This window comes from Rhizobium aouanii (assembly GCF_037002925.1).
Classification (GTDB): Bacteria; Pseudomonadota; Alphaproteobacteria; order Rhizobiales; family Rhizobiaceae; genus Rhizobium; species Rhizobium aouanii.
Genome location: NZ_JBAMYD010000016.1, coordinates 133,609 through 159,290, shown reverse-complemented (window position 1 = coordinate 159,290; position 25,682 = coordinate 133,609). Strand labels below are relative to the sequence as shown.

23 protein-coding genes are annotated in these 25,682 nt (G+C 62.4%); 14 read left to right on the top strand and 9 right to left on the bottom strand.

The window, feature by feature from the left end; genetic code table 11:
* Positions 1–2 precede the first annotated feature (2 nt).
* The 8 genes from otnK to V8P77_RS26000 all read left to right on the top strand — a co-directional run bounded on the left by otnK (position 3) and on the right by V8P77_RS26000 (position 9,838).
* Complete coding sequence (gene otnK / locus V8P77_RS26035) at positions 3–1,289, top strand: 3-oxo-tetronate kinase (RefSeq protein WP_335914847.1); 1,287 nt, start codon at positions 3–5, stop codon at positions 1,287–1,289.
* 155 nt (positions 1,290–1,444) lie between these two features.
* The gene (locus V8P77_RS26030) at positions 1,445–2,281 is read left to right on the top strand and encodes a GNAT family N-acetyltransferase (RefSeq protein WP_335914846.1); all 837 of its coding nucleotides are present in this window, start codon (positions 1,445–1,447) and stop codon (positions 2,279–2,281) included.
* A 13-nt stretch (positions 2,282–2,294) separates the two neighbouring features.
* A complete protein-coding gene (locus tag V8P77_RS26025; protein ID WP_335914844.1) occupies positions 2,295–3,671 on the top strand; it encodes an aspartate aminotransferase family protein in 1,377 nt (458 codons plus the stop codon).
* Positions 3,672–3,894: 223 nt separating this feature from the next.
* Positions 3,895–4,608 carry an HAD-IA family hydrolase gene (locus V8P77_RS26020; RefSeq protein ID WP_335914843.1) on the top strand — a complete coding sequence of 238 codons (714 nt, stop codon included), beginning with the start codon at positions 3,895–3,897 and terminating at the stop codon, positions 4,606–4,608.
* A 63-nt stretch (positions 4,609–4,671) separates the two neighbouring features.
* Positions 4,672–6,282: an ABC transporter substrate-binding protein gene (locus tag V8P77_RS26015; RefSeq protein WP_335914842.1), complete on the top strand. Its 1,611-nt coding sequence runs from the start codon at positions 4,672–4,674 to the stop codon at positions 6,280–6,282.
* Between the two features lie 90 nt (positions 6,283–6,372).
* A complete protein-coding gene (locus V8P77_RS26010; RefSeq protein WP_028742929.1) occupies positions 6,373–7,323 on the top strand; it encodes an ABC transporter permease in 951 nt (316 codons plus the stop codon).
* The gene (locus V8P77_RS26005; protein WP_222418929.1) at positions 7,320–8,186 is read left to right on the top strand and encodes an ABC transporter permease; all 867 of its coding nucleotides are present in this window, start codon (positions 7,320–7,322) and stop codon (positions 8,184–8,186) included. Before V8P77_RS26010 ends, V8P77_RS26005 begins: the two co-directional genes overlap by 4 nt.
* A complete protein-coding gene (locus tag V8P77_RS26000; protein WP_335914839.1) occupies positions 8,183–9,838 on the top strand; it encodes an ABC transporter ATP-binding protein in 1,656 nt (551 codons plus the stop codon). The genes V8P77_RS26005 and V8P77_RS26000 overlap by 4 nt, the downstream gene beginning before the upstream one ends.
* A 381-nt stretch (positions 9,839–10,219) precedes the next feature.
* On the opposite strand, the gene V8P77_RS25995 is transcribed toward V8P77_RS26000, so the two are convergent.
* A complete protein-coding gene (locus V8P77_RS25995; RefSeq protein WP_003549758.1) occupies positions 10,220–10,696 on the bottom strand; it encodes an Lrp/AsnC family transcriptional regulator in 477 nt (158 codons plus the stop codon).
* Between the two features lie 234 nt (positions 10,697–10,930).
* On the opposite strand from V8P77_RS25995, the gene V8P77_RS25990 reads away from it, so the two are divergent.
* Entirely contained in the window at positions 10,931–12,256 is a 1,326-nt protein-coding gene (locus V8P77_RS25990) for an NAD(P)/FAD-dependent oxidoreductase (protein WP_335914829.1), read from the top strand.
* A gap of 112 nt (positions 12,257–12,368) precedes the next feature.
* On the opposite strand, the gene V8P77_RS25985 is transcribed toward V8P77_RS25990, so the two are convergent.
* From V8P77_RS25985 to V8P77_RS25970, 4 genes are read right to left on the bottom strand one after another with little or no spacing between them, the layout of a single operon-like run.
* Positions 12,369–13,220, bottom strand: coding sequence for an alpha/beta hydrolase (locus tag V8P77_RS25985; protein ID WP_335914828.1), 852 nt, complete (start codon positions 13,218–13,220; stop codon positions 12,369–12,371).
* 11 nt (positions 13,221–13,231) lie between these two features.
* Positions 13,232–14,719: an NAD-dependent succinate-semialdehyde dehydrogenase gene (locus tag V8P77_RS25980; RefSeq protein WP_335914827.1), complete on the bottom strand. Its 1,488-nt coding sequence runs from the start codon at positions 14,717–14,719 to the stop codon at positions 13,232–13,234.
* Between the two features lie 14 nt (positions 14,720–14,733).
* Positions 14,734–15,963, bottom strand: coding sequence for an iron-containing alcohol dehydrogenase (locus V8P77_RS25975; protein ID WP_335914825.1), 1,230 nt, complete (start codon positions 15,961–15,963; stop codon positions 14,734–14,736).
* A complete protein-coding gene (locus tag V8P77_RS25970) occupies positions 15,960–16,994 on the bottom strand; it encodes an Ldh family oxidoreductase (RefSeq protein ID WP_335914824.1) in 1,035 nt (344 codons plus the stop codon). The genes V8P77_RS25975 and V8P77_RS25970 overlap by 4 nt, the downstream gene beginning before the upstream one ends.
* A gap of 96 nt (positions 16,995–17,090) precedes the next feature.
* Between V8P77_RS25970 and V8P77_RS25965 the strand changes: the two genes are divergently transcribed.
* Both V8P77_RS25965 and V8P77_RS25960 read left to right on the top strand, forming a co-directional pair.
* The gene (locus V8P77_RS25965) at positions 17,091–17,789 is read left to right on the top strand and encodes a GntR family transcriptional regulator (protein WP_335914823.1); all 699 of its coding nucleotides are present in this window, start codon (positions 17,091–17,093) and stop codon (positions 17,787–17,789) included.
* Positions 17,790–17,843: 54 nt separating this feature from the next.
* Positions 17,844–18,437 carry a DJ-1/PfpI family protein gene (locus V8P77_RS25960; protein WP_335914822.1) on the top strand — a complete coding sequence of 198 codons (594 nt, stop codon included), beginning with the start codon at positions 17,844–17,846 and terminating at the stop codon, positions 18,435–18,437.
* 71 nt (positions 18,438–18,508) lie between these two features.
* On the opposite strand, the gene V8P77_RS25955 is transcribed toward V8P77_RS25960, so the two are convergent.
* The 4 genes from V8P77_RS25955 to V8P77_RS25940 are packed head-to-tail and all read right to left on the bottom strand — an operon-like array spanning position 18,509 to position 22,221.
* Positions 18,509–19,699, bottom strand: a complete 1,191-nt coding sequence (locus V8P77_RS25955; RefSeq protein ID WP_335914821.1) for a M24 family metallopeptidase — start codon at positions 19,697–19,699, stop codon at positions 18,509–18,511.
* 32 nt (positions 19,700–19,731) lie between these two features.
* Complete coding sequence (locus V8P77_RS25950; RefSeq protein WP_025397095.1) at positions 19,732–20,145, bottom strand: cupin domain-containing protein; 414 nt, start codon at positions 20,143–20,145, stop codon at positions 19,732–19,734.
* A 25-nt stretch (positions 20,146–20,170) separates the two neighbouring features.
* Positions 20,171–21,013 (bottom strand): phosphoenolpyruvate hydrolase family protein, encoded by an 843-nt coding sequence (locus V8P77_RS25945; protein ID WP_025397094.1) that lies wholly within the window; start codon positions 21,011–21,013, stop codon positions 20,171–20,173.
* Between the two features lie 11 nt (positions 21,014–21,024).
* Positions 21,025–22,221 (bottom strand): Tm-1-like ATP-binding domain-containing protein, encoded by a 1,197-nt coding sequence (locus V8P77_RS25940; RefSeq protein ID WP_335914819.1) that lies wholly within the window; start codon positions 22,219–22,221, stop codon positions 21,025–21,027.
* Positions 22,222–22,319: 98 nt separating this feature from the next.
* Here V8P77_RS25940 and V8P77_RS25935 point away from each other — a divergent pair, with 98 nt between their 5' ends.
* The 3 genes from V8P77_RS25935 (at position 22,320) to V8P77_RS25925 (ending at position 25,681) form a co-directional block, all read left to right on the top strand.
* The gene (locus V8P77_RS25935) at positions 22,320–22,958 is read left to right on the top strand and encodes a TetR/AcrR family transcriptional regulator (RefSeq protein ID WP_335914817.1); all 639 of its coding nucleotides are present in this window, start codon (positions 22,320–22,322) and stop codon (positions 22,956–22,958) included.
* 350 nt (positions 22,959–23,308) lie between these two features.
* On the top strand, positions 23,309–24,619 hold the full coding sequence (locus V8P77_RS25930; RefSeq protein WP_335914816.1) for an ABC transporter substrate-binding protein: 1,311 nt from the start codon (positions 23,309–23,311) through the stop codon (positions 24,617–24,619).
* Positions 24,620–24,775: 156 nt separating this feature from the next.
* Entirely contained in the window at positions 24,776–25,681 is a 906-nt protein-coding gene (locus V8P77_RS25925; protein ID WP_017956807.1) for a carbohydrate ABC transporter permease, read from the top strand.
* Position 25,682 lies beyond the last annotated feature (1 nt).

Sequence of the window (25,682 nt, the reverse complement as noted above, 5' to 3'; positions counted from 1 at the left end):
CGATGGCTATTTTGCTCGGATCAATCGCTGACGACTATACGGGCGCCTCCGACCTCGCCAACACCTTGACGAAGAACGGCCTGCGCACGGTGCAGACGGTCGGCATCCCCGATCCGTCGCTCGCCCTGCCGGATGTCGACGCCGTGGTCATCTCCCTGAAGATCCGCTCCGTCCCGGCCTCGGAGGCCGTGGCGGCGGCGACGAGCGCCGAGCGATGGCTACGCCAGCGGGGTGCCGGCCATGTGCTTTACAAGATCTGCTCGACCTTCGATTCCACCGATGCCGGCAATATCGGTCCGGTCACCGAGGCCTTGAGCGATGCTGCCGGCGGCGGCGTCGTGCTGGTGACGCCCGCCTTTCCGGAAACGGGACGCACCGTCTATTTTGGCCATCTCTTCGTCGGCGGACAACCGTTGAACGAAAGCCCGCTCAAGGACCACCCCCTCAATCCGATGCATGACGCCAATCTCGTGCGGGTTCTGACCCGCCAGTCGCGCAATGCTGTCGGGCTAGTCGATCTGACGACCATCGCGGCCGGACCCGGCGCCGTCAAAATGAGGCTCGATTCCTTTTCCTTTCGCACCGCAGGCGTCACTGCTGTTATCGCCGATGCGATTTTCGAACGGGATCTTGAAACGCTCGGCGAGGTCGCTCTCGAAACGCCGGTGTCGACCGGTGCGTCCGGCCTCGGCCTCGGCCTTGCCCGCGCGCTCGTCCGCTCCGGCCGGATATCGTCCGGCGGCGCGACAACGGCGGACGCCATTCGCCCCGTGGGCGGACTTTCAGCGATCGTTGCCGGCAGTTGCTCCAAGGCGACGCTACACCAACTCGACATCGCCGAACGGTCGATGCCCGTCCTGCGGCTCGACCCTGAGCGTCTGCTTGCCGGTCCCCACGAGATCGCCGCGGCGATTACATGGGCCGGAGAACGCATCTCCGCCGGCCCCGTCGTCATCGCCGCGAGTGCTGCGCCTGAAACCGTGTCCCGGCTGCAATCGATCTATGGACGAGAAGCCTCCGGCCACGCGATCGAGACCGCGACGTCGATCATCGCCACAGAACTGGTGGAGAGAGGCGTGCGGCGCCTGGTGGTCGCAGGCGGGGAAACCTCGGGCGCGGCGGTCGACAGGCTCGCCATTCCGGCATTTCTGATCGGCCCGGAGATTGCGCCCGGCGTGCCGGTGCTGCGCACAGTCGGCAATGCCCAGGGCGATATGCTGCTGGCGTTGAAATCAGGAAACTTCGGAGGTGAAGATTTCTTTACGGCCGCGCTGGCGATGATGCACTGACAGGGCCTCGTTTCGATGAATATCGGTCGGTTCCAGCATAAGATGCGGCGGCCCATGACAGCAGCGCCATAAGATACTGCTTCAACCATGGCCTTCAGACGATCTGCCCGCCGGTGCTCCGGCAGACTGGCGGGTACGATATGTAGGACGCCCCCATGCAAACAAGTCAGATCGAAATCGTCCCGTTCGGCCCCGATCATCTGGAAGCCGCCGTCGCGCTCTCTAGACAGGCGGGCTGGCCGCATCGGACGGAAGACTGGCAGCTGGCGCTCGCCTTAAGCGACGGGATGGTCGCGGTCGAGGACGGCAGGGTCGTCGGCACCGTCCTCGTCACGCCGTACAAGTGGGATTGTGCGACCATCAACATGGTCATCGTCGACGAGACGATGCGTGGCAGGGGTCTCGGCCGAAAACTCATGGACGCCGCTTTGCTGACAGCGGGAGACCGGCCGCTGAGGCTGGTGGCGACGACGGAAGGTCTGCCGCTCTATCAGAAGCTTGGCTTCCACGAGACGGGAACCGTGCTGCAGCACCAGGGCCTTGCCGGGGAAATTGCCGCGCCGGCGGAAACGGAAGCCGCTACCGACGCCGACCTGCCTGATATCGCGGCACTCGATCGCCGTGCCTTCGGCGCCGATCGCGAAGGACTGCTCTCCTATTTCGCCGGGATCGGCGAATTCGCCGTCATTCGCCGCGACGGCCACGTTTCCGGGTTCGCTTGCCTGCGTCCCTTCGGCCGCGGCGAAGTGATCGGACCCGTGGTGGCCGCCGACCTCGGGCAGGCCAGGAAACTCATCGAACATTTCATCGCCAGACGGCCCGGACGGTTCCTCAGGGTCGACACCACTGATGAGACCGGGCTTTCCCCGTGGCTCGCCGAACACGGGCTCGCCCATGTCGGCGGCGGAATCACCATGAAAAAGCCCTTCGTCCACCAGGCCGCCGAACCGGCCGTCACCACCTTTGCCCTCGCCAGCCAGGCACTCGGCTGATCCGGAGATCTCCATGTACAGCAATTCCCTCATCGAACTCGATCGCGCCCACCTCATCCATCCAGTCGCCTCCTACCGCGGCCATGAAAAGCTTGGCGTGCGTGTGCTCGCCTCGGCCAAGGGCGCGACGGTCACCGACGCCTCAGGCAAGCAGCTGATCGACGGCTTCGCCGGCCTCTGGTGCGTCAATGCCGGTTACGGCCACGAAAGCATCGTCGAGGCGGCCGCCCGTCAGATGCGGGAGCTTCCCTATGCGACGGCCTATTTCGGCCTCGGCTCAGAGCCCGCGATCCGACTTGCCAGCGAACTCGCCGACCGCGCACCGGGCGATCTCAACCACGTCTATTTTACGCTCGGCGGCTCCGATGCTATAGACAGCACGATCCGCTTCATCCGCTACTACTGGCATGCCCGTGGGCAGCCCGAGCGCGATCAGTTCATCTCGGTCGAACAAGGCTATCACGGTTCCTCGACGGTCGGCGCGGGCCTGACCGCGCTACCTGCCTTCCATGCCGGCTTCGGCGTTCCCTTCGATTGGCAGCATAAGATTCCGTCTCACTACGCCTATCGCAACCCGGTGGGCGACAATCCGCAGGCGATCATCGAAGCCTCGCTTGCGGCGCTGAAAAGCAAGGTCGAGGCGATCGGGCCGGAACGCGTCGCCGCTTTCTACGTCGAGCCGATCCAGGGATCGGGCGGCGTTCTGGTGCCGCCGAAAGGCTGGATGAAAGCCATGCGCGAATTCTGCCGCGCGCACGACATCCTTTTTGTCGCGGACGAGGTGATCACCGGCTTTGGCCGCACCGGCCCGCTTTTCGCCTGCATCGAGGATGAGGTCGTGCCCGACTTCATGACGACCGCCAAGGGCCTCACCTCGGGTTACGTTCCCATGGGTGCCGTCTTGATGGCCGATCACGTCTATCAAACGATCGCCGAGGGCGCGGGTGCTGCCGCCGTTGGCCATGGCTATACCTATTCGGCCCATCCCGTCAGCGCCGCAGTCGGCCTCGAAGTCCTGAAGCTCTACGAAAACGGGCTTCTCGAAAACGGCGTCAGGGCCGGCGCACGGCTGATGCGGGGCCTGGAATCGCTGAGGGATCATCCGCTCGTCGGCGATGTCCGCGGCCGCGGCATGCTGGCCGCCGTCGAGCTGGTGGTCGACAAGGTGAACAAAACGCCCTTGCCGGCATCTGCCGAACCCGCCCGCCGCATCTTCGATCGCGCCTGGGAAAACGGCCTCGTCATCCGCGCCTTCGGCAATGGTGCAATTGGCTATGCTCCGCCGCTTTGCTGCACAGACACGGAGATAGACGCGATCATCGAGCGCACCCGCATCACGCTGGACGAGACGCTGGAGGATCCGGATGTGCGTCGGGCGCTGCAGGCCTGAGAATATCGGGAAACCGTCAGATTCGGTATTTTGTGCCGCCTCATGGGGTCTATTCGGCGAATCCGGCGCAGTGCAGGTGACAAACTGAAGTCAACGAAAGCCCTGGATCCCGGCAGATGCGGGCCTTCCCATAAAAGAGCGGGACAATGACCCCGCCAGCGGAACAGAATTTTCTTCTTCGAGAAGCCGAGCTCCCATCGGGGCCGAACACTGGGGAATTCACGTGAGCAAGAGCCTTTCGGAATTCAAATACATGACCTTCGATGTCGTCGGCACGCTCATCGACTTCGAAGGCGGCCTCAAGACCTGCCTCGCCGAGATCGCGGCCGAGGCGGGGACTGAAATCGACGGCGAGCAGGCGCTTGGCCTCTACCGCGCAGCCCGCTACTCCGAGGATGCCGACCTTTTTCCCGACGACCTCGTGCGCGTCTATCTCGCGATCGCGCCGAAGCTCGGCCTGCCCGCGGAGCAAAAATATGGCGAACGGCTGCGGGACTCGGCGAAAAGCTGGAAGGGTTTTGCCGACAGCGCCGCGGCGCTGGCAAGTCTTGCGAAAGACTATCGCCTCGTGGCGATGACCAATGCCCGCCGCTGGGCCTTCGATTTCTTCGAGAAGGAACTCGGCAATCCCTTTTATGCCGCCTTCACCGCAGATGATACCGGGACCGAGAAACCCGATCCCGCATTCTTCGAGAAGGTATTCGACTACGTCGCCTCGGAAGGACATTCGAAGGACGACATCCTGCATGTCGCCCAGAGCCAGTACCACGACATCGGGATTTCCAGGAAACTCGGGCTGACCAATTGCTGGATCGAGCGACGACATGCCGAGAAGGGTTACGGCGGCACGATCGAACCGGCCGAGTTCACCAAACCCGATTACCATTTCACCTCCATGGCCGGCCTTGCCGATGCCGTGGCCGCCGCGCGCGCCTGACTTTGAAAGCAGATCGGGCCTGCCCGCAACGGGCAGCCCGCCACAGAAGAAAAGGGGAATGAGATGAACGACAAGATCACCAATTGGACCAGATCCGACGATGCCATGGTCGAAAGCGCCATCCGTCGTGGCGCCACTCGTCGCGAGTTGCTGCATATGATGCTTGCGGGCGGTGTGGCGCTGTCTGCCGGCGGGCTCGTGCTTGGCCGTGCCGGCAAGGCGCTTGCCGCCACGCCCGTTTCCGGCGGCTCGCTCAAGGCGGCCGGCTGGTCGTCCTCCACAGCCGATACGCTCGACCCCGCCAAGGCGTCGCTCTCCACCGACTATGTCCGGTGCTGCTCCTTCTATAACCGCCTTACCTTCCTCGACAAATCAGGCACGCCGCAGATGGAGCTTGCCGAAGCAATCGAGTCCAAGGATGCGAAGACCTGGACGGTCAAGCTGAAGAACGGCGTTACTTTCCATGACGGCAAGCCGCTGACCGCCGATGACGTGGTTTTCTCGCTAAAGCGCCATCTCGACCCGTCCGTCGGCTCGAAAGTCGCCAAGATCGCCGCCCAGATGACCGGTTTCAAGGCGGTCGACAAACAAACCGTCGAGATCACGCTCGCCAGCCCGAATGCCGATCTGCCGACCATCCTGTCGATGCATCATTTCATGATCGTCGCCGACGGAACGACCGATTTCACCAAGGCCAACGGTACCGGCGCTTTCGTCAAGGAAGTCTTCGAGCCGGGTGTTCGGTCGGTCGGGATCAAGAACAAGAATTACTGGAAATCCGGCCCGAACGTCGATTCCTTCGAATATTTCGCCATCAGCGACGACAATGCCCGCGTCAACGCCCTGCTTGCGGGCGACATCCATCTCGCAGCCACGATCAATCCGCGTTCTATGCGCCTCGTCGAGGCCCAGGGCGACGGCTTCACCGTGTCGAAGACGACGTCCGGCAACTATACCAATCTCAACATGCGCCTGGATATGGAGCCCGGCAACAAGCGGGACTTCATCGAGGGTATGAAGTATCTCGTCAACCGCGAACAGATCGTCAAATCGGCGCTGCGTGGTCTCGGTGAAGTCGGTAACGATCAACCCGTTTCACCGGCGAACTTCTATCGTGACGCAGAGCTGAAAGCGCGGGCCTTCGATCCCGACAAGGCGAAGTTCCACTTCGAAAAGGCCGGCGTGCTTGGCCAATCCATCCCGATCATCGCTTCCGATGCGGCGAGCTCGTCGATCGACATGGCCATGATCATCCAGGCGGCCGGCGCCGAAATCGGCATGAAGCTCGATGTGCAGCGAGTGCCATCTGATGGTTATTGGGACAATTACTGGCTCAAGGCGCCGATCCACTTCGGCAACATCAACCCGCGGCCGACCCCCGATATCCTCTTCTCCCTGCTCTACACCTCGGACGCTCCGTGGAACGAAAGCCACTACAAGTCGGAGAAGTTCGACAAGATGCTGATCCAGGCGCGCGGCTCTCTCGATCAAGACAAGCGCAAGACGATCTATAACGAGATGCAGGGCATGGTCGCCCAGGAAGCTGGTACAATCATTCCGGCCTATATCTCGAACGTCGATGCCACGACCACCAAGCTCAAGGGCCTGGAAGCCAACCCGCTCGGCGGCCAGATGGGATACGCTTTCGCGGAATATGTCTGGCTTGAAGCCTGATTAAGCAAAGGAGACTGGGGCTGCAGCCCGCGCCCCAGTTCCTCCATCTGCATTGATGGAACTTAACTCGAACGCAAAGGGAAGACGCCCGTGAACCGCCAGGTCTTATCCCTTGTACTGAGCAGATTGTTCGTCGCCGTGATCACCCTGGTGATCGTCTCCTTCGCCGTCTTCTTCGCGACAACGCTGTTGCCTGGAGATACGGCGACGATCCTGCTCGGCCAAGCCGCCACGCCGGAAGCCGTCGAAGGCCTGCGCAAGGCCATGCATCTCGACGAACCGGCCCTCTTTCGTTTCCTGCGGTGGTTAGTCGGACTGCTGCAAGGCGACCTCGGCACGTCCTATGCCAACGAAATGCCGATCGCCGCTCTCATCGCCGGCCGCTTCGTCAACACGCTGAAACTTGCCGGCGTCACCGCGCTTTTCTCCGTACCGATCGCGCTAACGCTCGGGATCACCGCGGCGATGCTGCGCGGCACCCTTTACGACCGGATCGTCACCGTGATCACCATCGGCGTCATCTCCGTGCCGGAGTTTATGGTCGCGACCTCCGCGGCGCTCATCTTCGCCGTCTATCTGAAATGGCTGCCGGCGCTGTCCTTCGCTAATGAAGTCCACAGTCTAACCGACCTGTTGCGTGTCTATGCCATGCCGGTGATCACCCTCACCTTCGTCGTCTCGGCCCAGATGATCCGCATGACGCGCGCGGCTGTCATCGAGACGCTCAATACGCCCTATGTCGAAATGGCATTGCTCAAGGGCGCCTCCCGGCCGCGCATCGTCTTTCGCCATGCGCTGCCCAATGCGCTGGGTCCGATCGTCAATGCCGTCGCGCTTTCGCTGTCCTATCTGCTCGGAGGCGTCATCATCGTCGAGACCATTTTCAACTATCCCGGTATCGCCAAGCTGATGCTGGATGCCGTCGCCACCCGCGACCTGCCGCTGATCCAGAGCTGCGCGATGATCTTCTGCCTGGGCTATCTGCTGCTGATCACCATCGCGGATATCATCGCCATCCTTTCCAATCCGAGGCTCCGATGACTATGACCAGTTCCGAAACCACCTCCAGCCCGCTGTCCGGAACCCGGTTTGGCTATCGCTTCAACATCATCGGCGCGATCGGCTTCACCGTCATCTTCTTATGGGCGCTCGTCGCGATCTTCGCGCCATGGGTCATCCCCTACCCCGTCGGCGAGATCATCGATCTCGACTATTTCGGTCCGATGAGCCGGGAACTCTGGCTCGGCTCCGATTATCTCGGCCGCGACATGCTATCGCGGATTCTGATGGGCGCGCGCTACACGGTCGGTATCTCGTTGGCGGCGGTCACGATCGCCTGCTTCAGCGGCGTCGTGCTCGGCATGATCGCAGCGGTCGCCGGCGGTTGGCTCGACACGATCCTCAGCCGCTTCCTCGATGCGCTTAACTCCATCCCGAGCAAACTGTTCGGCCTGGTGGTCGTCGCTGCCGTCGGCTCCTCGGTCCCGGTGCTGATCATGACGCTGTCGGTGATCTACATCCCCGGCGCTTACCGTTTCGCCCGGGCGCTCGCCGTCAACATCAATGCGATGGATTTCATCACGGTCGCGCGCATCCGCGGGGAAAGCACCCTCTATCTTATTCGCTCGGAAATCCTGCCCAACATCGTCGGACCGGTGCTTGCCGATCTCGGCATCCGCTTCGTCTTCATCGTTCTGCTGCTCTCCGGGCTTTCCTTCCTCGGCCTTGGCGTCCAGCCGCCCTATGCCGATTGGGGTGCGCTGGTGCGTGAGAACATCGGCGGCCTGCCATTCGGTGCGCCGGCGGTGATGTTTCCCTCGTTTGCCATCGCCAGCCTGACGATCAGCGTCAACCTGCTGATCGACAACCTGCCGCAGAAAATCCGCGACCGGAGTGTGTCATGAGCAATTTCATCGAAATCCGTGACCTGAAGGTCGAGGCCACCACCGATTCCGGCCGGCGTGTCGAAATCATCAAAGGTGTCAGCCTCGATGTTGCCGAGGGCGAGATCGTCGCGCTGATCGGAGAGAGCGGCTCGGGCAAGACAACCATCGCCCTGACCCTGATGGGCCACACCCGTGCGGGCTGTCGTATCTCCGGCGGCAGCGTTTCGGTCGGCGGCAAGGACATGGTCACGCTCAGCGAGAAGCAGCGCGCCAAGGTGCGTGGCACCGAAGTCGCCTATGTCCCGCAATCGGCGGCTGCCGCCTTCAACCCGGCCACATCGATCATGGACCAGGTGATCGAAGTCACCCGCATTCATCAACTGATGTCGCCGGACGATGCGCGTGCCCGGGCCGTCGAGCTCTTCCGGGCGCTGTCGCTGCCGGACCCCGAGACGATCGGCAGTCGTTATCCGCACCAGGTTTCCGGCGGCCAGCTGCAGCGTCTGGCCGCCGCCATGGCGCTGATCGGCGACCCGACCCTCGTCATCTTCGACGAGCCGACGACAGCGCTCGACGTGACGACCCAGATCGAAGTGCTGCGGGCTTTCAAGTCTGTCATGAAGAAGGGCGGCATATCAGGCGTTTATGTCTCCCACGACCTTGCCGTCGTCGCGCAGATCGCCGACCGCATCGTTGTCCTGAAAGGCGGGGAGACCCAGGAAGCCGGCACCACGGACGAGATCCTCAACAATGCGAAACACCCCTATACCAGGGAGCTGCTCGCAGCCTTCGAGCCGAAGCCGCGCGGCGCAGCAGGCCCGGCCGAACCCGCGACCGCTCCCCTGCTCAGCATAGAAGGTCTTGTCGCGGGCTATGGGCAGCGCCAGGCTGATGGCCTGCCGCTCGTTCGCGCGGTCGAGCACGTGAGCCTGAAGGTGGAAAGAGGCCGCAATCTCGGCATCATCGGTGAATCCGGTTGCGGCAAGTCGACGCTCGCCCGCACAATCGCCGGCATCCTGCCGGCCGCGGTCGGCAAGATCGTCTTCGACGGCACGGAACTGCACCGCAACGCGCGCGAGCGTTCGCGTGATGAGTTGCGCGAGATGCAGATCGTCTTCCAATATGCCGATACCGCGCTCAATCCGGCCAAATCGGTTGAGGACATACTCGACAGACCTTTGGTCTTTTACCACGGCATGGATCGAAAGGCGCGGAACGCCCGGATTGATCAGCTGCTCGACATGGTGCGCCTGCCCCGCAACCTGCGCCACCGCCGGCCGGGCGAACTCTCGGGCGGGCAGAAGCAACGCGTCAACTTCGCCAGGGCGCTCGCCGCCGATCCGAAGCTGATCCTCTGCGACGAGATTACCTCGGCGCTCGACACGGTGGTCGCCGCCGCTGTCATCGACCTGCTCAAGGAATTGCAGCGCGAACTCGGCCTCTCCTACATCTTCATCAGCCACGACCTCTCGGTGGTGGAGGCGATCTGCGACGAGATCGTCGTGATGTATGGAGGCCGGAAGGTCGAGGAGATCACCTCATCGGCGGTGAAGGCGCCGCAACATCCCTATTCGCAGTTGCTCTTCTCATCGGTGCCGACCCTCGATCCGGCATGGCTCGACGGTCTCCAGCAGGATCCGGAATTGGTGCGGACCTATTGCCGGCACTGAGCGCCGATTCAAGGCGTTGCCGCGCTGCCCTGCTCGGAGCCAAAAGCGAGATGCTTGCCGGACTCAGCGCTCACCCGGTCAGGTCGTGCTGGAACGTCTCGGGCCTCACGGCAGAGATCAGCAAGTGGCAAAGAATATGGCTTTAGAGAGCAGGCCCGACATCCTGTCGCAAGTCCTTCCAACCAGTATGGAACTCTCATTATAGGGAGAACAACCCGCGACAGAGAGAATCGACCTCTCGATTGGGTCGAGGAGGTGCAGTTGGGTAAGGTCGATCTGGAGCCCTGACAGAGTGCGTTGGGACATTCGGCCACGGGGGCGGACGAAAGGACATCCAGCCGTGATATCAGGAGCGGCCCCCGGTGCGGTCCTGCTCGCCGACTAATGCGGAAACAAGGTGGTCAGCGGCATGTGGGCTTTGATGATTGGAGATTTCAGGACGACGAAGCTGAAATACTTGTCGATGCCGACGTCCATATCGGTGAGGCGCTCCATGATCGTCTGGTATTCGTCGATTCCGGCGGTGACGAATTTCAGCAGATAATCGTATCCGCCGGAGACCAGATGGCATTCGATCACCTGGTCGACTTTTTCGATCGCCGCCAGGAAGCGGGCGAAGTCGATCTGCCGATGGTTTTTCAGGGTGATCTCAGTGAATACAGTCAGCGTCTGCCCCAGTTTGCTGACGTTGATCTGAGCCGAATAGCCTTCGATGTAGCCCTCCGACTGCAGCTTCTTCACCCGCATCAGGCAGGGGCTCGGCGACAGATTGACCAGTTCGGCGAGCTCCACATTCGTGACGCGGCCATTCTTCTGCAGTTCGTAAAGGATTTTTACGTCGATCCGGTCGAGTTTCATCTCACACGCCCTCACTTGCTGGAGATCGCCAATGACGCAGCAGATTATGCTGCCTGTTTCCCGACACCAACCTTAGCACATGGCGTTGGCCTGTCGATCGCGTTGCGAGACAGGCCGAAGCACAAACGGCTGCTGGGATCCTCCCAACACGGAATCTTCTGCTGCCGCCAACCGATCTCCGGCAAGGCCGTGGCGTCAGATTCGCTACACTGCGGTTAAAACGGAGACTCTCCCATGCCCGCACCGCTCAATCGCGTCGACACCACGCCGGAACTGCCTTCCACCGCTGATGCCGTGGTCATCGGCGGCGGCATCGTCGGCGTTTTTGCGGCCTATTATCTCACCCGGCGCGGATTGAAGGTCGCCCTCGTCGAGAAGGGCCTGATCGGCGCCGAGCAATCGAGCCGCAACTGGGGCTGGTGCCGGCAGCAGAACCGCGACGCCCGCGAATTGCCGATGTCGACGAAGAGCCTCGATCTGTGGGAGCGCTTCGCCACCGAAACCGGTGAGGACACCGGCTTCCGTCGATGCGGCCTCTTCTATCTCAGCAATAGCGACCAGGAACTGTCCGGCTGGGCCCGTTGGCGCGATTTCGCCCGCTCGGTCGGCGTCACGACGCATATGCTGAGCAGCACGGAGGCAACCGAACGCGGGCATGCCACCGGCACCTCGTGGAAAGGCGGGGTGTTTTCGCCCACCGACGGCACCGCCGATCCGGCAAGCGCTGCGCCGGCCGTCGCGCGTGCGATCCTGAAACTCGGCGGTACGGTGCATCAATCCTGTGCGGCCCGCGGCCTTGAGGTCGAAGGCGGAAGGCTCTCCGGCGTCGTCACCGAGCATGGCACGATCCGCACAAAAATCGCCATCCTCGCCGGCGGCGCCTGGGCCTCCTCCTTCTGCCGCCAACTCGGCATTCGATTTCCGCAAGCCTCGATCCGCTCGTCAATCCTCTCGGTTTCCGCGGGGGCCGAGGGCCTGCCGGATGCATTGCATACATCCGCCGTGTCGGTGACGCGACGTCGCGATGGCGGCTACACGCTGGCGATCAGCGGCCGCGGCCGCGTGGATCCGACCCCGCAGCAGTTCCGCTTCGCGCCACAGTTCCTGCCGATGTTTGCCCGGCGCTGGCGCAGTCTGGCACCCGGCGGGTTGGAAGGTTTTCGCTCAGGTCATGAATCTCTGGCACGCTGGCGGCTCGACAGACCGACACCGATGGAGCGCATGCGCATCCTCGACCCGGCGGTAAACAAGGCCACCATTGCCCTCACGCATGCGCGGGCGATCGAGCTTCTTCCCGCGTTGAAGAAAACCGATATCAGCGCGGCCTGGGCAGGGTACATCGACAGCACACCTGACGGCGTGCCGGGGATTGGCGAGATCCCTACCCTCCCGGGTTTCATCGTCGCTGCCGGCTTCAGCGGCCACGGCTTCGGCATCGGGCCAGGCGCCGGCCATTTGATCGCCGATATCGTCACCGGCGATGAGCCGATCGTTGATCCGAGGCCCTACCACCCCGACCGCTTCGGTGGATCCGCCTGGGGCAAGGTGGCTGATTTTTAGGACGCGGTCGGCCTTTGCGCGACGTTGGACGACGCGGATCGGCACGACTTGGTACCGGGCATAGGAGCCGATGCATCACGCTTCGATTGCCACGATCACGAAAACCCGGCGGTCAAGGGAAGGTGTGTCGCTTCGGTTCCTCATTGGCATTATTGGCAATCAAGGCGTGCAGTGCTGCCGCCACAGGCGTGCCAGCGACGGCGAGATCGCGCACCGTGCTCATGTGATTGCCGTCTGCGACCTGCGATGCCCGGACGTCAAGCCCTTGGGCGGCAAGAATGTCCCTGAAAGCATTTGCCTGAATTTTGAACGGATCAGTTTCAAGTTCGCCGGTCATGATAGCGACACGCGTTGCAGGATCGTGCTCGTGACGCATGGGCGTAAACCGTCGCACCTCCTCGTCGCTCAAGGCGATCTCGTCACGCAGGAAAGATCTCTGCAAGGGTTCGAGATCGTATAGGCCGCAGAGCAGGAAAGCAGCACCTACGCCCGAAGACGCCGGCGAGCGATGGAAGAGAAAGGTTGCAAGATGTGCACCAGCGGAGTGACCGCTGACGGAGAACCGCTTTGACGTGGCGCCAAAACGATCGGCATGCGCCAGCAGGAATGCCTTGGCTTTTAGGACCTGATCAATCAGAACGTCCATTCTCGCCGTGGGCATCAAGGAGTAATCGACGATAGCTGCGACCGCGCCGGCGCCGGTAATGGTCTCAGCGACGCAGGAATAGTCCTCCTTGGAAAACATCCGCCAATAGCCGCCATGGATGAACATGTGGATCGGCAAGTCCGAGCCGGCGCTATCTGGCAGGAAGATGTCGAGCGTCTCGCCAGGTCCAGCCCCGTAGGCGATGTTGGCCTCCATGGCGACAGTGCGCCGCGTCGCGAGGCTGCGGGCACGGATATCGCCGACGATCGCGTCGAAATCTGCGACATGGTCACGAATGCGGAACGGATCGGCGGCCACAGGTTCCTCCCTCAGAAACTTGTCGCAATGTACTTAGCTTCCATGAACTCCGCGATACCGTGATGCTGCCCTCCTTCACGTCCAAGGCCGCTCTGTTTCACACCGCCAAAGGGGGCAGCGGGATCGGAGACCAGTCCACGATTGAGCGCAATCATGCCCGCCTCAACCTTGGAGGCGACGCGGATGCCACGGCCAATGTCGCGGGTATAGATGTAGGCGGCAAGGCCATATTCCGTATCGTTGGCGGCAGCGATGACCTCTGCCTCGGTCTCGAAACGGTAGAGCGGCGCGACGGGACCGAAAATCTCCTCGCAGCCCATGTCGGAGGCCGGGGGAACATCGACAAGCACCGTCGGTGGATAAAAGAAGCCGCGGCCTGCCAATGTTCGTCCGCCACAGAGGACGTGCGCGCCGCGCGAAACGGCATCCGCAACCAGGCGCTCGATCTTCTCCACGGCCTTGCGTGTGATCATCGGACCGCATTCCGTATCCGGATCCACACCCGGGCCGACCCTGAGGGCGGCCATGCGTCGGGTGAATTTTTCCGCGAAGGCATCATGGATACCGGACTGGACATAAATGCGGTTTGCAGCCGTGCAGGCCTCACCCGCATTGCGCATTTTCGCGACCATCAGACCCTCGATCGCCGCGTCGATGTCCGCATCGTCGAAAACAATGAATGGCGCGTTGCCGCCGAGTTCCATGGAGCAGGAGATGACATTTTTTGCCGCTTCCGCCAGAAGCGTGCGGCCGACGCCGGTCGAACCTGTGAAGGAAAGTTTTCGCACGCGGGGGTCGCCCAGCATGGCGGCGATGACGGGGCCTGGCGTCGATGTTGTCATCACGTTCACGACGCCCGGCGGCACGCCAGCCTCCTCGTAGAGAGCCGCAAGCGCATAGGCCGTCAGGGGCGTCTCGCTCGCCGGCTTCAGGATGACGGTGCAGCCTGCGGCAAGGGCAGGCGCGATCTTGCGGGTCGCCATCGCGGCCGGGAAATTCCACGGGGTGATGAGAACGCAGATGCCGATCGGTTGGTAGTCGACCACGATGCGGTTTCCACCGGCCGGGGCAACGCCGAACTCTCCGGAGATGCGCACCGCCTCCTCGGCGTTCCACCGAAAGAACTCTGCCGCATAGGCGACCTCGCCGCGCGCGTCTCGCAACGCCTTCCCGTTCTCGAGCGAAATGAGCCCGGCAAGCGTTTCGGAGCGCTCCACCATAAGTTCGAAGCAGCGGCGCAGGATCTCGGAGCGCTTTCTCGGCGGCATCTCGCGCCAGCCTTCCGCCGCGCTTGCGGCAGCCTCCACGGCCGCCGCCGCATCCGCGACGGTGGCATCGGGCACAGAGGCAATGACCGCCTCGGTCGAGGGGTCGATCACCTCGATCCGGCCCTCGCCCGCCGCAGGCCGCCAGGCGCCGCCGATATAGAGGCCGCGGGAGAACACGCTGAGGCCGAAGGGATCGCGGTCTGAATGCGGAGAATGCTGGTTGACGTTCATGATGATTTCCCAGGTCAGAGGGCGGAAGCGGCCAGATCGCCGTCATAGGCGGCGCGCACCAGGGCGCGCATGGCGGCGGCATCGAAGGAGCGGGGATTATTCTTGATCAGCCGGCCGATGCCGAGCGCCTGCTCGGCGGCCCAGTCGATCCGGTCTTCCGGCAGGCCGAGGCTGGCGAGCGTCGGAGCGATGCCGATCGCGGCAAAGAGGCGGCTCACCTCCGCGATCGCGGCATCGGCAACCGTCTCGTCGTCCTCCACTCCGGTGGGATCGAGGCCGAGCGCCCTACCGACAATGGCGATGTCCGCGCCCGCGACGCGGCGATTATATGTCATCACATAGGGCAGCATGGTCGCAACCCCGAGGCCGTGCGGCGTATGGGTCAAGGCACCGACCGGATATTGCACGGCATGGGCCGCAGCGGTGCCCGCCGTTCCGAAGGCGCAGCCGGCAGCGAGCGCGCCCATCATCACATCGGCGCGCGCATCGATGTCGGCACCGTCGACGAAGGCCTTTTCCAGGCTCCGGCTGAGGAGCCGGATGGCATGCAGCGCGAACTGGTCGGAGAGATCGCTCTTGCCGATGAAGACATGCTGCTGCGCGAGTTGAGGATCGCCGGGGCGGCGCATGGCCGTGAAGGCTTCTATGGCATGCGTTAACGCATCCGCACCGGCAATCGCCGTGAGCCCAGGCGGGCAGGATAGGGTCAGTTCCGGGTCGCAGATCGCCGCCGCAGCGATGAGATATGGGCTGGAAATGCCAACCTTCAGGATACGATCGGGATCGGAAACGACCGCAACCGGCGTCACCTCGGAGCCTGTCCCTGCCGTCGTCGGCACGGCGATGACCGGCAGGACGGGCGCCGGCACCTTGAACTCACCGTAATAATCGGCGAGCGCGCCGCCGTGAGCGAGCAGAAGCGAAGCGCATTTGGCCATGTCGAGACAGCTGCCGCCACCGATGCCGATCACCATATCGGGCTCAAAACCGCGCGCGGCCTCAACGCAAACGGCCACCGTATCCTGCGGCACGTCCGGCAGCGTCTGGTCATGCACCAGGACGACAATGCCGGCCGCTTCAAGCGCGGCGATCATTTCCGCGAAGACGGGTGTTGCGGCAAAACGCGCATCCGTGCAGACGAGTGCGCGCCGGCCGGTCCTGCTGGCGACGCTCGCGAGCGCGTGGCGCTGGCCGACGCCGGACAGGATTTCCCGCGGCAACCTCAGGGCGGCAAACAGGCTCATGATCTTTGTCCCTCGAAGGCCAGAATGCGCGGGCGCGAAAGCGCGTTGAGGTCTTCCCAGAGGCGCTGGTCGATCTCGAGCCCGTTGCGGCTTGCCGCCGCTCGCCGCCCGCGGGCACGATCGCCCGGGACGAGAACCGGTTCGCCGGCGCTGGCGGGTGGTGAAGCGCGCACGGCATCGAGATAGGTCGACAGCCGCTCCTGCAGTCCCGGCGCCAGACTGGGTTCGATCAAGATGAAGACGTCGCCTTTGTTGCACGGCGACTGGCTGTCGAGCGTGCCGCGCGCATCCGGCGCGAGCGCCGAGCCGGCAAGAGCTGCCACCAGCAGCTCCAAAGCAATGCCGAGGCCGTAGCCCTTCGCGTCGCCAAAGGGCGCAATCGCGCCGGCCTTCGCACGCCCCGGATCGGTCGTCGGATTGCCGGCCGCATCGCGCGCCCATCCCTCGGGAATGGGCCTCCCGGTCGCCGCGTGATGATGAATCCTGCCCATCGGCACGAGGCTGGTGGCCAGGTCGAGCACGAGCGGTTCCTCGGCGGTTGGCACGGCGATGGCGATGGGGTTGGTGCCGAGCATCGCCCGGGTCCCGCCGAAGGGATGGACCAGCGCCTCGCTCGACGAGAGCGCGATGCCGACGAAACCCAGTGCGGCGATGGCCTCCACGTAATGCGCGAGCATGCCGAGATGGTTGGCATTGCGCACGGCGACAAGACCGATGCCAAGATCCGCAATGTGAGGCGCCAGCCGCTCGATCGCGGCCATGGCGACGACAGGGCCAAATCCCGACGAACCCTCCACCTCCAGCACCGCATCCGCGCGCCAGCGCTGCGTGCCCTTCGTCTGCGGGTCAATGACACCGCGCTCGATGCGCTCGACCAGCCGTGGAAGCCGGTACAGGCCATGCGAGGGATGCCCCTTCATCTCCGCCGTCACCAGGACGCGAGCCTGCAGGGCCGCGTGGTCACACGGAGCGCCATGTTCTTCCAGCAGGCGGGTGGCAAGCGCGAGGGCTGCCGCTTCGGATATGCGCATGATTTTTCCTCCCTATATTAAATCGTATAGGATATAGGATTGTCTTGGGCGCAGCATCGTGCTAGCGATTGAACCTGTCAAGAGGCAAGGCAGCAGATGATTTCGACGAGACCCAAGGAACCATCAACGACCACGACCCAGATACCGCGCGCCAACAGCCTGGCGGGCGACGTCTACGAGGCAATCTTCAACCAGCTCATGTCGTTGAAGATTGCGCCGGGGGCGCGGATTACGGTCGACAACCTGGTCAGGGAATTCAACGTCTCACACACCCCGATCCGCGAAGCCCTCGGCCGGCTTGAAGGCGAGGGCCTCGTCGTCAAGCAGCATCTGGTCGGCTATCGTGCCGCGCCGCAAATCACGCGCCACCGCTTCGACGAGCTCTATGAACTGCGCCTGCTGCTGGAACCTGCCGGCGCTGCGAAGGCGGCCGAGGCAATGAACGACGAAAAGCTGGCAATCCTGACGGAGGCCGCCGGCGTGATGACACGCAGCGACAACAGGGACGAACGAGCGAACTATTCGGCCTTCGCCCGCAAGGATGCCATTTTCCATGACCGCATCATGGAATTTGCCGGCAACGAGTTGATCCGCGAGATGCTGACATTCCAGCACACGCATTTCCATATCTTCCGTCTGATGTTTCATCGCCGTGTCACCGAGGAGGCACTCGGCGAGCATCAGACGCTGCTTGATGCCTTCGCGGCGCGCGACCCCGGCGCGGCTGCGAAGGCAATGCGCATCCATATCGAACATTCGCGCGACCGGCTGTTGCCGGCCTTCGACGAAATCTGAGCAACCGGCAGGCAAGGTCGTGCCTGCCCGATCTGACAATGAGGAGGAGAACCCATGCCAGGCAAGAAAATCCTGATGCTCACCGGCGATTTCACCGAGGAGTACGAAATCTTCGTCTTTCAGCAGGCGATGGAGGCGGTCGGTCACACGGTGCATATCGTGTGCCCGGATAAGAAGGCCGGCGACATCCTCAGGACGTCGCTGCACGATTTCGAGGGAGACCAGACCTACACCGAAAAACTCGGGCACAACGTCACCATCAACAAGACGTTTTCCGAGGCCGAGGACCAGCTCGGCCAGTATCATGCCGTCTACTGCGCCGGCGGGCGCGGACCGGAATATATCCGCACCGACAAGCGGGTGCAGGCAATGGTGCGTCAGTTCCACGAGCAGAAGAAGCCGATCTTCACCATCTGCCACGGGGTCCAGATTCTGATCGCGGTCGACGGCGTCGTTCGCGGCAAGAAGGTGGGCGCACTTGGGGCCTGCGAACCGGAGGTCACCCTGGCGGGCGGAACCTATATCGACCTCTCGCCAACCGAAGCCTATGTCGATGGCACGATGGTTTCGGCCAAGGGCTGGACGGCGCTCGCCGCCTTTATGCGCGAATGCCTGAAGGTGCTGGGAACAGAGATCCACCACAGCTGAGACGACGGCACCAAGCAACGAAAGGCCCGGCAGGTGATATCTGCCGGGCCTTTTTTTCAATGGGCCTGCAATCACGCTCCGGCGCGGTTCCAGCCGCGGCCACGGTCGCCGAACATTTCATAGCCGCCATCAGTGATGGCAAGCGTATCCTCCAGCTTGATGAATCCGCGCTTCGGGTGAAGCATCGTCGTCTCGACCGAGATCACGCTCCCGGCTTCCAGCGGTTTGTCGGCATCGATGCCATCATAGGTGACGGGGTGGTTCGTCATGAGGAATGGCGCTTCGTGGGCGATGACGCCCATGCCATGGCAGAAGAAGTCGGTGAAGGCCGCCGACGGCGAGGCCTTGAGCTCGGCCTCCGCTGCCACAATCATCTCCCTGCCCGCAGCCCCTGCCCTGACCTTGGCGAAGGCCGCTTGCTGGATACATTCCACTTCGGCCAGAAGGTCCTCCAGCTCCGCATCCGGCTCGCCGAGCACACCCATGCGGCAGAGGTCACCAATATATCCGTGATAGTTGCCGCCGGAATCGATCGACAGGATCTCGCCCTCGGCCCAGGCCTGAGGCGAGCCCGCGCGGTTGTGGCTGGAGCCGAGCGTCAGGAGGCAATATTCGAAGTGCAGGCCGCGGTTCGTTTCTTCCCGGCGCAGCTGCTCGATGATCTCCATCTTTGTCGAGCCGGCGCGGGCCGCCGCGATCGTCGCCAGCATAGAGTCGGTGATCAGTTCGGAGGCGCGTCTCAGCTTTGCCAGTTCATCCGGCGTCTTGACGGCCCTTAGCCGCTCCAACACATGCGTGGCATCGACAAATCGAGCGCCATCCAACCGCGAGGCGAGCAGGTCGCGGGCGTCGGAGGGCAGGAAGGCTGGCTCGATGCCGATGCGCCCACCGGTCTTGCCGATTTTCTTCAAGTGCTCGACGGCGAGCCCGGCGGCATCCTGCGTGCCCCAGCTCGCCGTATGCACGGAGGGCGTCCAGAATGGATTGTTCTGGTGCTCCGCGCCCTCCATGCGGTTGCCCACATAGGCGGAGTGATCGGGCGCGCCTTTCTCATAAATCACCATCGGCAGGTAGCGGCTATGCCCGATCGCATCCATGGCGGCGAAGAAGATGAACTTATAGCCGCCCATGAGATATTGCGTGTTGTGTTTGGAGGTGGCGACGATGACGTCGATACCGGCTTCCTCCATGAGACGGTCGAGCTTGGCCGTATCGAACGGCGTCACGGCGGTCTGCCTTGTTTGCCCTGCATTGTCGTTCATTGTCTTTCCTCCCAGAAAATGGATGCGCCCCCTCAGAAGCCCGGCGGCAGCAGGCGGAAGTCCGGCAAATCGCGTAGCGCAAGCTCCGGCCCGGCCGGTGAGTAGACCACGAAAAGGAGCATCTTCCCGCCGCCAGTGTTCTTCGTCGAATGAAAGCGACTTTCCGGAATATAGATCGTGCAGCCGGTGGCGACCTTCTGCGTGATCGGATTACCATTTTCGTCCTCGACCATCTGCTCGCCCTCGCCGGAAATCACAAAAATGATTTCCTCCGCGCCCGGGTGATTGTGGCGGGAATGGCCCTCGCCGCTTGGCAGCTCGACGACGCCGCCGGAAAAGCGGCTGGCACCGTTGATCTCGGGCGCCACAGTCAGCGACAGCTTGCCCCAGTCGAAACCGAAGGCGCTCACATCCTCAGGATAGATAAAATACTTGTTCTTTACCATGAAACGACCTCCTCCATGCCCTTCCTCAGACGACCGCGCCGATGGCGAGCGCCTTGAAATCTTCGGTCTGCTTGCGGATTGCCGCCTCTGCCGGCAGGCGCTCCATCGAGCTTGCGCCATAAAAGCCGTTGCAGCCAGGGCAGCGTTCGAGAATGTAGCGCGCATCCGCCGGCATGGAGATCGGGCCGCCATGGCAGAGCACGATGACGTCGTCGCGCACGGAACGTGCCGCCTTGGCGATCGCGGCGATCTCCTCGACGCAGTCATCGAGGGACTTGCCGGATGTGGCGCCGATCGTGCCGCCGGTCGTCACCCCCATATGCGCCACGACGATGTCGGCGCCGGCGGTCGTCATGGCGATAGCCTCGCTTTCGTTGAACACATAGGGCGTCGTCAGCAGGTCGAGGCCGTGGGCGGTGGCGATCATCTCGACCTCCAGATTGTAGCTCATGCCCGTTTCCTCGAAACTCTGCCGCATCCGCCCATCGAAGAGGCCTATTGTGGGGAAGTTCTGTACGCCGGAAAAGCCCATTGCCTTGAGGTCGGCGAGGAAGCGCGGCATCAGCACAAAGGGGTCCGTGCCATTGACGCCAGCAAGCACCGGCGTCTTTTTCACGACAGGCAACACTTCAAGCGCCATGTCCTTGACGATCTCGTTGGCATTGCCATAGGCGAGCAGTCCGGCTGCCGAACCGCGGCCCGCCATGCGGTATCGCCCGGAATTGTAGATAATGATGAGGTCGATACCGCCTGCCTCCTCGGCCTTGGCGGAGATGCCGGTGCCGGCACCGCCGCCGACGATCGGCACGCCGGCTGCGATCATGCCGTGAAATTTTTCGAGGATGGTGCTGCGCGGTATGACTGGCATCGATTTGTCTCTCAGGGGTTGGCGATGTCACGATAGGCCGCGACGGCGGCCTCGGCGAAATCTGGATCGTTGATATGGAGCGGCAGGCGAATAATACGTCGCGACACCGTCGGCTTCACCGTCGCCTCGAGCGCGGCGAAAAGCGCGGCATCGGCTTGCGGATCGAAGAACGGACCGCCTTCGATGTCGAGGGCCGAAACGCCCTTTTCGGGAATGAGAAGGCGTACGGGGCCGTGGCAGAGATTGAGCTTGTCGCCGATCCAGCGGCCGATCTGCGCGCATTCGGCCGACGTCGTGCGCATCAAGGTGACGTTCGGGTTGTGCCGGTAAAACAGCCGGCCGGTATAACGCTCCGGGACAGTCTCCGGCGCCCAGAAGTTCACCATATCGAGCGCACCGACCGAGCCGACATAGGGCAGGCCTTTGCGAGCAATGGCGCCGAAACGGTCCGAGGTGGCGGGCAAGACGCCGCCGAACAGCAGGTCGCAGACCTCGGTCGTCGTGATGTCGAGCACGCCAGAGATGAGTTCGCTGTCGGCAAGCTTCTCCATCGCACGCCCGCCCGTGCCTGTCGCGTGGAAGACCAGGCAGTCATAGTCCGCTCGGAGGCGCTCGACCATGGCGGATACGGCAGGTGTCGTAACGCCGAACATGGTAAGCCCGAGGGCTGGTTTGGATGCAGTCACCTCAGCCGGCCGGCGGGCCATGGCGGTGATCGCCTGGGCGGCGTTGTGAAGGATGACGCGGCTCAGCCGGTTCAGGCCCGCCATGTCCGTGACCGAGGGCATCATCAAGATGTCTGAAACATCGACAAAGGGAGCCACATCGCCGGATGCGAGCGTCGAGACCATGATCTTTGGCAGACCGAGCGGCAATTGGCGCATGCCCGCGGTAATGATCGAAGTGCCCCCGCCTCCACCGATACCGATGACGCCGGCGATGTCCTGGCGCTCCACGAGGAAGCGCGCGAAGGCAATGCCCATCGCCTCGACCGCCGTTCCGCGGTCGCCGCTGGCAAGAACGGCTCCAGCCCCGTCCGGATGGCACGCCGCCACTGCGTCGGCCCTCACATCGACGGAGATTTGAGGCTCGCGGATGCCGACGTCGACACGGACGACAGCCCCGCCCGCCGCTTCGATGCAGGCGGCCAGATAAGCAAGCTCCTCGCCCTTCGTGTCGGCCGTGCCGACCACGTAGATCTGCTTCATTTCCCCTCCGAGACCGGTTGGGTTTCCTCCCAGCATATCCCACGTCCGGCAAAGCGATAGGCCCTTGCAAATTAGTGAGACGCGCGTATCATAAAGACATGGATGTCTCACGTCAACAGAACGAAACAGCCAGGACCGAGCGAGGACCGCGTGCCCGAACGCGAAAACTGATGCTCGAAACGGCAACGCGGCTCATGCAGTCCGGTATCACTCCGTCGGTAAGTGAAGTCGCCGAGGCTGCCGAAGTCTCGCGCGCGACGGCCTACCGTTACTTTCCGAGCCAGGCCGCACTCGTGCATGCCGTGGTGGACGAGGCTCTGGGGCCGATACTCAGCTGGTCGTCGGACAGTCCCGATGCACGCACCCGCGTTGCCGACCTCTTGGCGACCGCAATGCCGCGCATCGATGAGTTCGAAGCCACCTTCAAGGCGGCGCTGAAACTTTCGCTGGACCAGTGGGCGCAGCGCCAGGCCGGCACGCTCGGCAACGAGCCGCTGTTCACGCGCGGCCACCGGGTCGACCTGCTGAAGAGCGTGACGGCTCCCCTGCAGGGCACCATGCCGCCCGAATCCCGGGAACGCCTTGCACAGGCGCTTTCGCTTGTCTTCGGCGTCGAGGTGCTGATCGTGTTGAAGGATATCTGGGGCCTGACCTCCGAAAGCGCGCAGTCTGTTGCCGAGTGGGCCGCCAGGGCGCTTGTTGATACGGCGTTACGGCAGGCGGAGAGCAAAGCATGACATGGGGAACCTTCAAATTATCAATTGGTTGGACCAGATGAAGCAAATGTGGTCGGGATTGGCAAGCAGGAACGTGAGTTTGCCTGACAAGACCGCATGAGCGGAGCCGCAATTGTGGGAAGGTATCCAGAAGTCTGGAAGATGAACCTTTGCTAAATGCTCTCCGAGGCTCACTCTTGACGATATTGGCGTTTGGTACTACCAGATTAGGGAATAACATTCAGGCTTGAGATCTGAAACGCGCCAGGGTCGGGGAGGACCCCAGCACGAAAATCACCCAGGAGGATCGGGAAGCCGGATCGGGAGGCCCGCGATGACGCGGGAAGCGTGCATAAATGGGAGGAAATGTTATGCGCAAAACTATGGCCGGTCTCTTTGCCGGTGTCGGATTGATGTGGGCCTGCGGAACATCCGCACAGGCCCAGGAACTGACGATTTTCTGGGCCGAGTGGGACCCGGCAAATTACCTTCAGGAACTCGCCAACGAATACGAGGCTGAAACCGGCGTCAAGGTCACGGTCGAGACCACACCGTGGGCCGACTTCCAGACCAAGGCATTCACCGAGTTCAACGCCAAGGGTTCAGCCTATGACATGGTCGTCGGCGACAGTCAGTGGATCGGGGCGGCGTCAGAAGCCGGCCATTACGTCGATCTGACCGACTTCTTCACCAAGCACAATCTGACCCAGGTGATGGCTCCGGCAACGGTGAAATACTATGCCGAATATCCGTCGAACTCGAAAAAGTATTGGTCAGTTCCGGCCGAAGGCGACGCCGTCGGCTGGTCCTACCGCAAGGACTGGTTCGAAGATCCCAAGGAGATGGAGGCGTTCAAGGCTAAATACGGCTACGACCTCGCCCCGCCGAAGACATGGGCCGAGATGCGCGACATCGCCGAGTTCTTCCACCGTCCAGACCAGAAGCGCTACGGAATCGCCATCTACACCGACAATTCTTATGACGGCCTCGTCATGGGTGTCGAGAACGCGATCTTCTCCTTTGGAGGCGAACTCGGTGACTACCAGAGCTACAAGGTCGACGGCATCATCAATTCCGAGAAGAACGTCAAGGCGCTCGAATTGTATCGCGAGCTCTACGGCTTTACGCCTCCGGGCTGGGCCAAGTCCTTCTTCGTCGAGAACAATCAGGCGATCACCGAGAACCTGGCGGCGATGAGCATGAACTACTTCGCCTTCTTCCCGGCCCTGGTGAACGAGGCGTCCAACCCGAGCGCCAAGGTTACCGGCTTCTTTGCCAATCCGGCTGGGCCGAACGGAGAACAATTCGCAGCGCTCGGCGGTCAAGGTATATCGGTCATCTCCTACTCAAAAAACCAGGAAGAGGCGATGAAATTCCTCGAATGGTTCATCAAGGACGAGACCCAGAAGCGCTGGGCCGAACTCGGCGGCTACACAGCAAGCGCCAAGGTGCTTGAATCGCCGGAATTTCAGAACGCGACACCCTATAACAAGGCCTTCTACGAGACCATGTTCAAGGTGAAGGACTTCTGGGCAACGCCTGAATATGCCGAACTGCTGATCCAGATGAACCAGCGCATTTATCCCTTCGTCACCGCCGGGCAAGGCACGGCGAAGGAAGTGCTCGACTCTCTGGCAGCGGACTGGAACGCGACGTTCAAGAAATACGGACGCAATAAATAGCAAACGCGATCAGCGGAGGGGCTCCGTCGCCCCTCCGTTTGCATTCTGCATCTCGCGCCCAAAGGCGCGGTTCGAGAGGGCGCGGCGCCCGGAATTCACTTCGCGCATCGTGATGCCTTTCCGGCATCCGGCGCCGACTCTCGGAGGAGGAGAGGATTGGCAACCGCAGTCATGACATCGCTGGACACGAAATCGCGTGCCGCATCCCGCGGCATGAGCGACATCCGCATTCGCAATCTCTTCATTATCCCGACGATCCTGTTTCTGATCATCTTCAACATCTTTCCGCTGATCTATTCGCTCGGCTATTCGTTCACGGATTTTCGCGCCTCGACGAACGCGCCGGCCAACTTCGTCGGCCTGCAGAACTACCGCGAATTGCTGAACGATCCTTTCATCTGGTCGAATTTCGCCATCACCGCGAAATATGTGATCGTCTCTGTGACGGGGCAGGTGATCGTCGGCTTCGGCACCGCGATGCTGCTCAACCGTGACATTCCGCTGAAGGGTCTTCTGACGACGCTGCTGCTGCTGCCGATGATGCTGTCGATGGCCGTCGTCGGCCTCTTCTGGAAGCTGCTCTACGACCCGTCCTTCGGCATCATCAACTACGCGCTCGGCCTCGGCTCCTTCGAGTGGCTGTCGAATCCGGACATGGCTCTCTATGCGGTCGCAATCACGGACATCTGGATGTGGTCGCCCTTCGTGATGCTGCTGTCGCTTGCCGGCCTTTCGGCCGTGCCAAAACATCTCTACGAGGCAGCGGCGATCGACCGGGCGGGACCGTTCTATACCTTCTTCCGCATCACGCTGCCGCTGGTGGCGCCGATCCTGATGATCGCAATCATCTTCCGTACGATGGAGGCCTTCAAGACCTTTGACCTCGCCTACATCCTGACCAGCCAACCGACGACCGAGGTGATCTCCATCCGGCTCTACAAGATGGCCTTCCAGGAATGGCAGACGGGGCGTTCCTGCGCACTCGCCTACATCGTGCTCATCATGGTTCTTGCGATCACCAACATCTACGTCAAGTACCTCAACAAAGTGAAGGAGCGCTGAG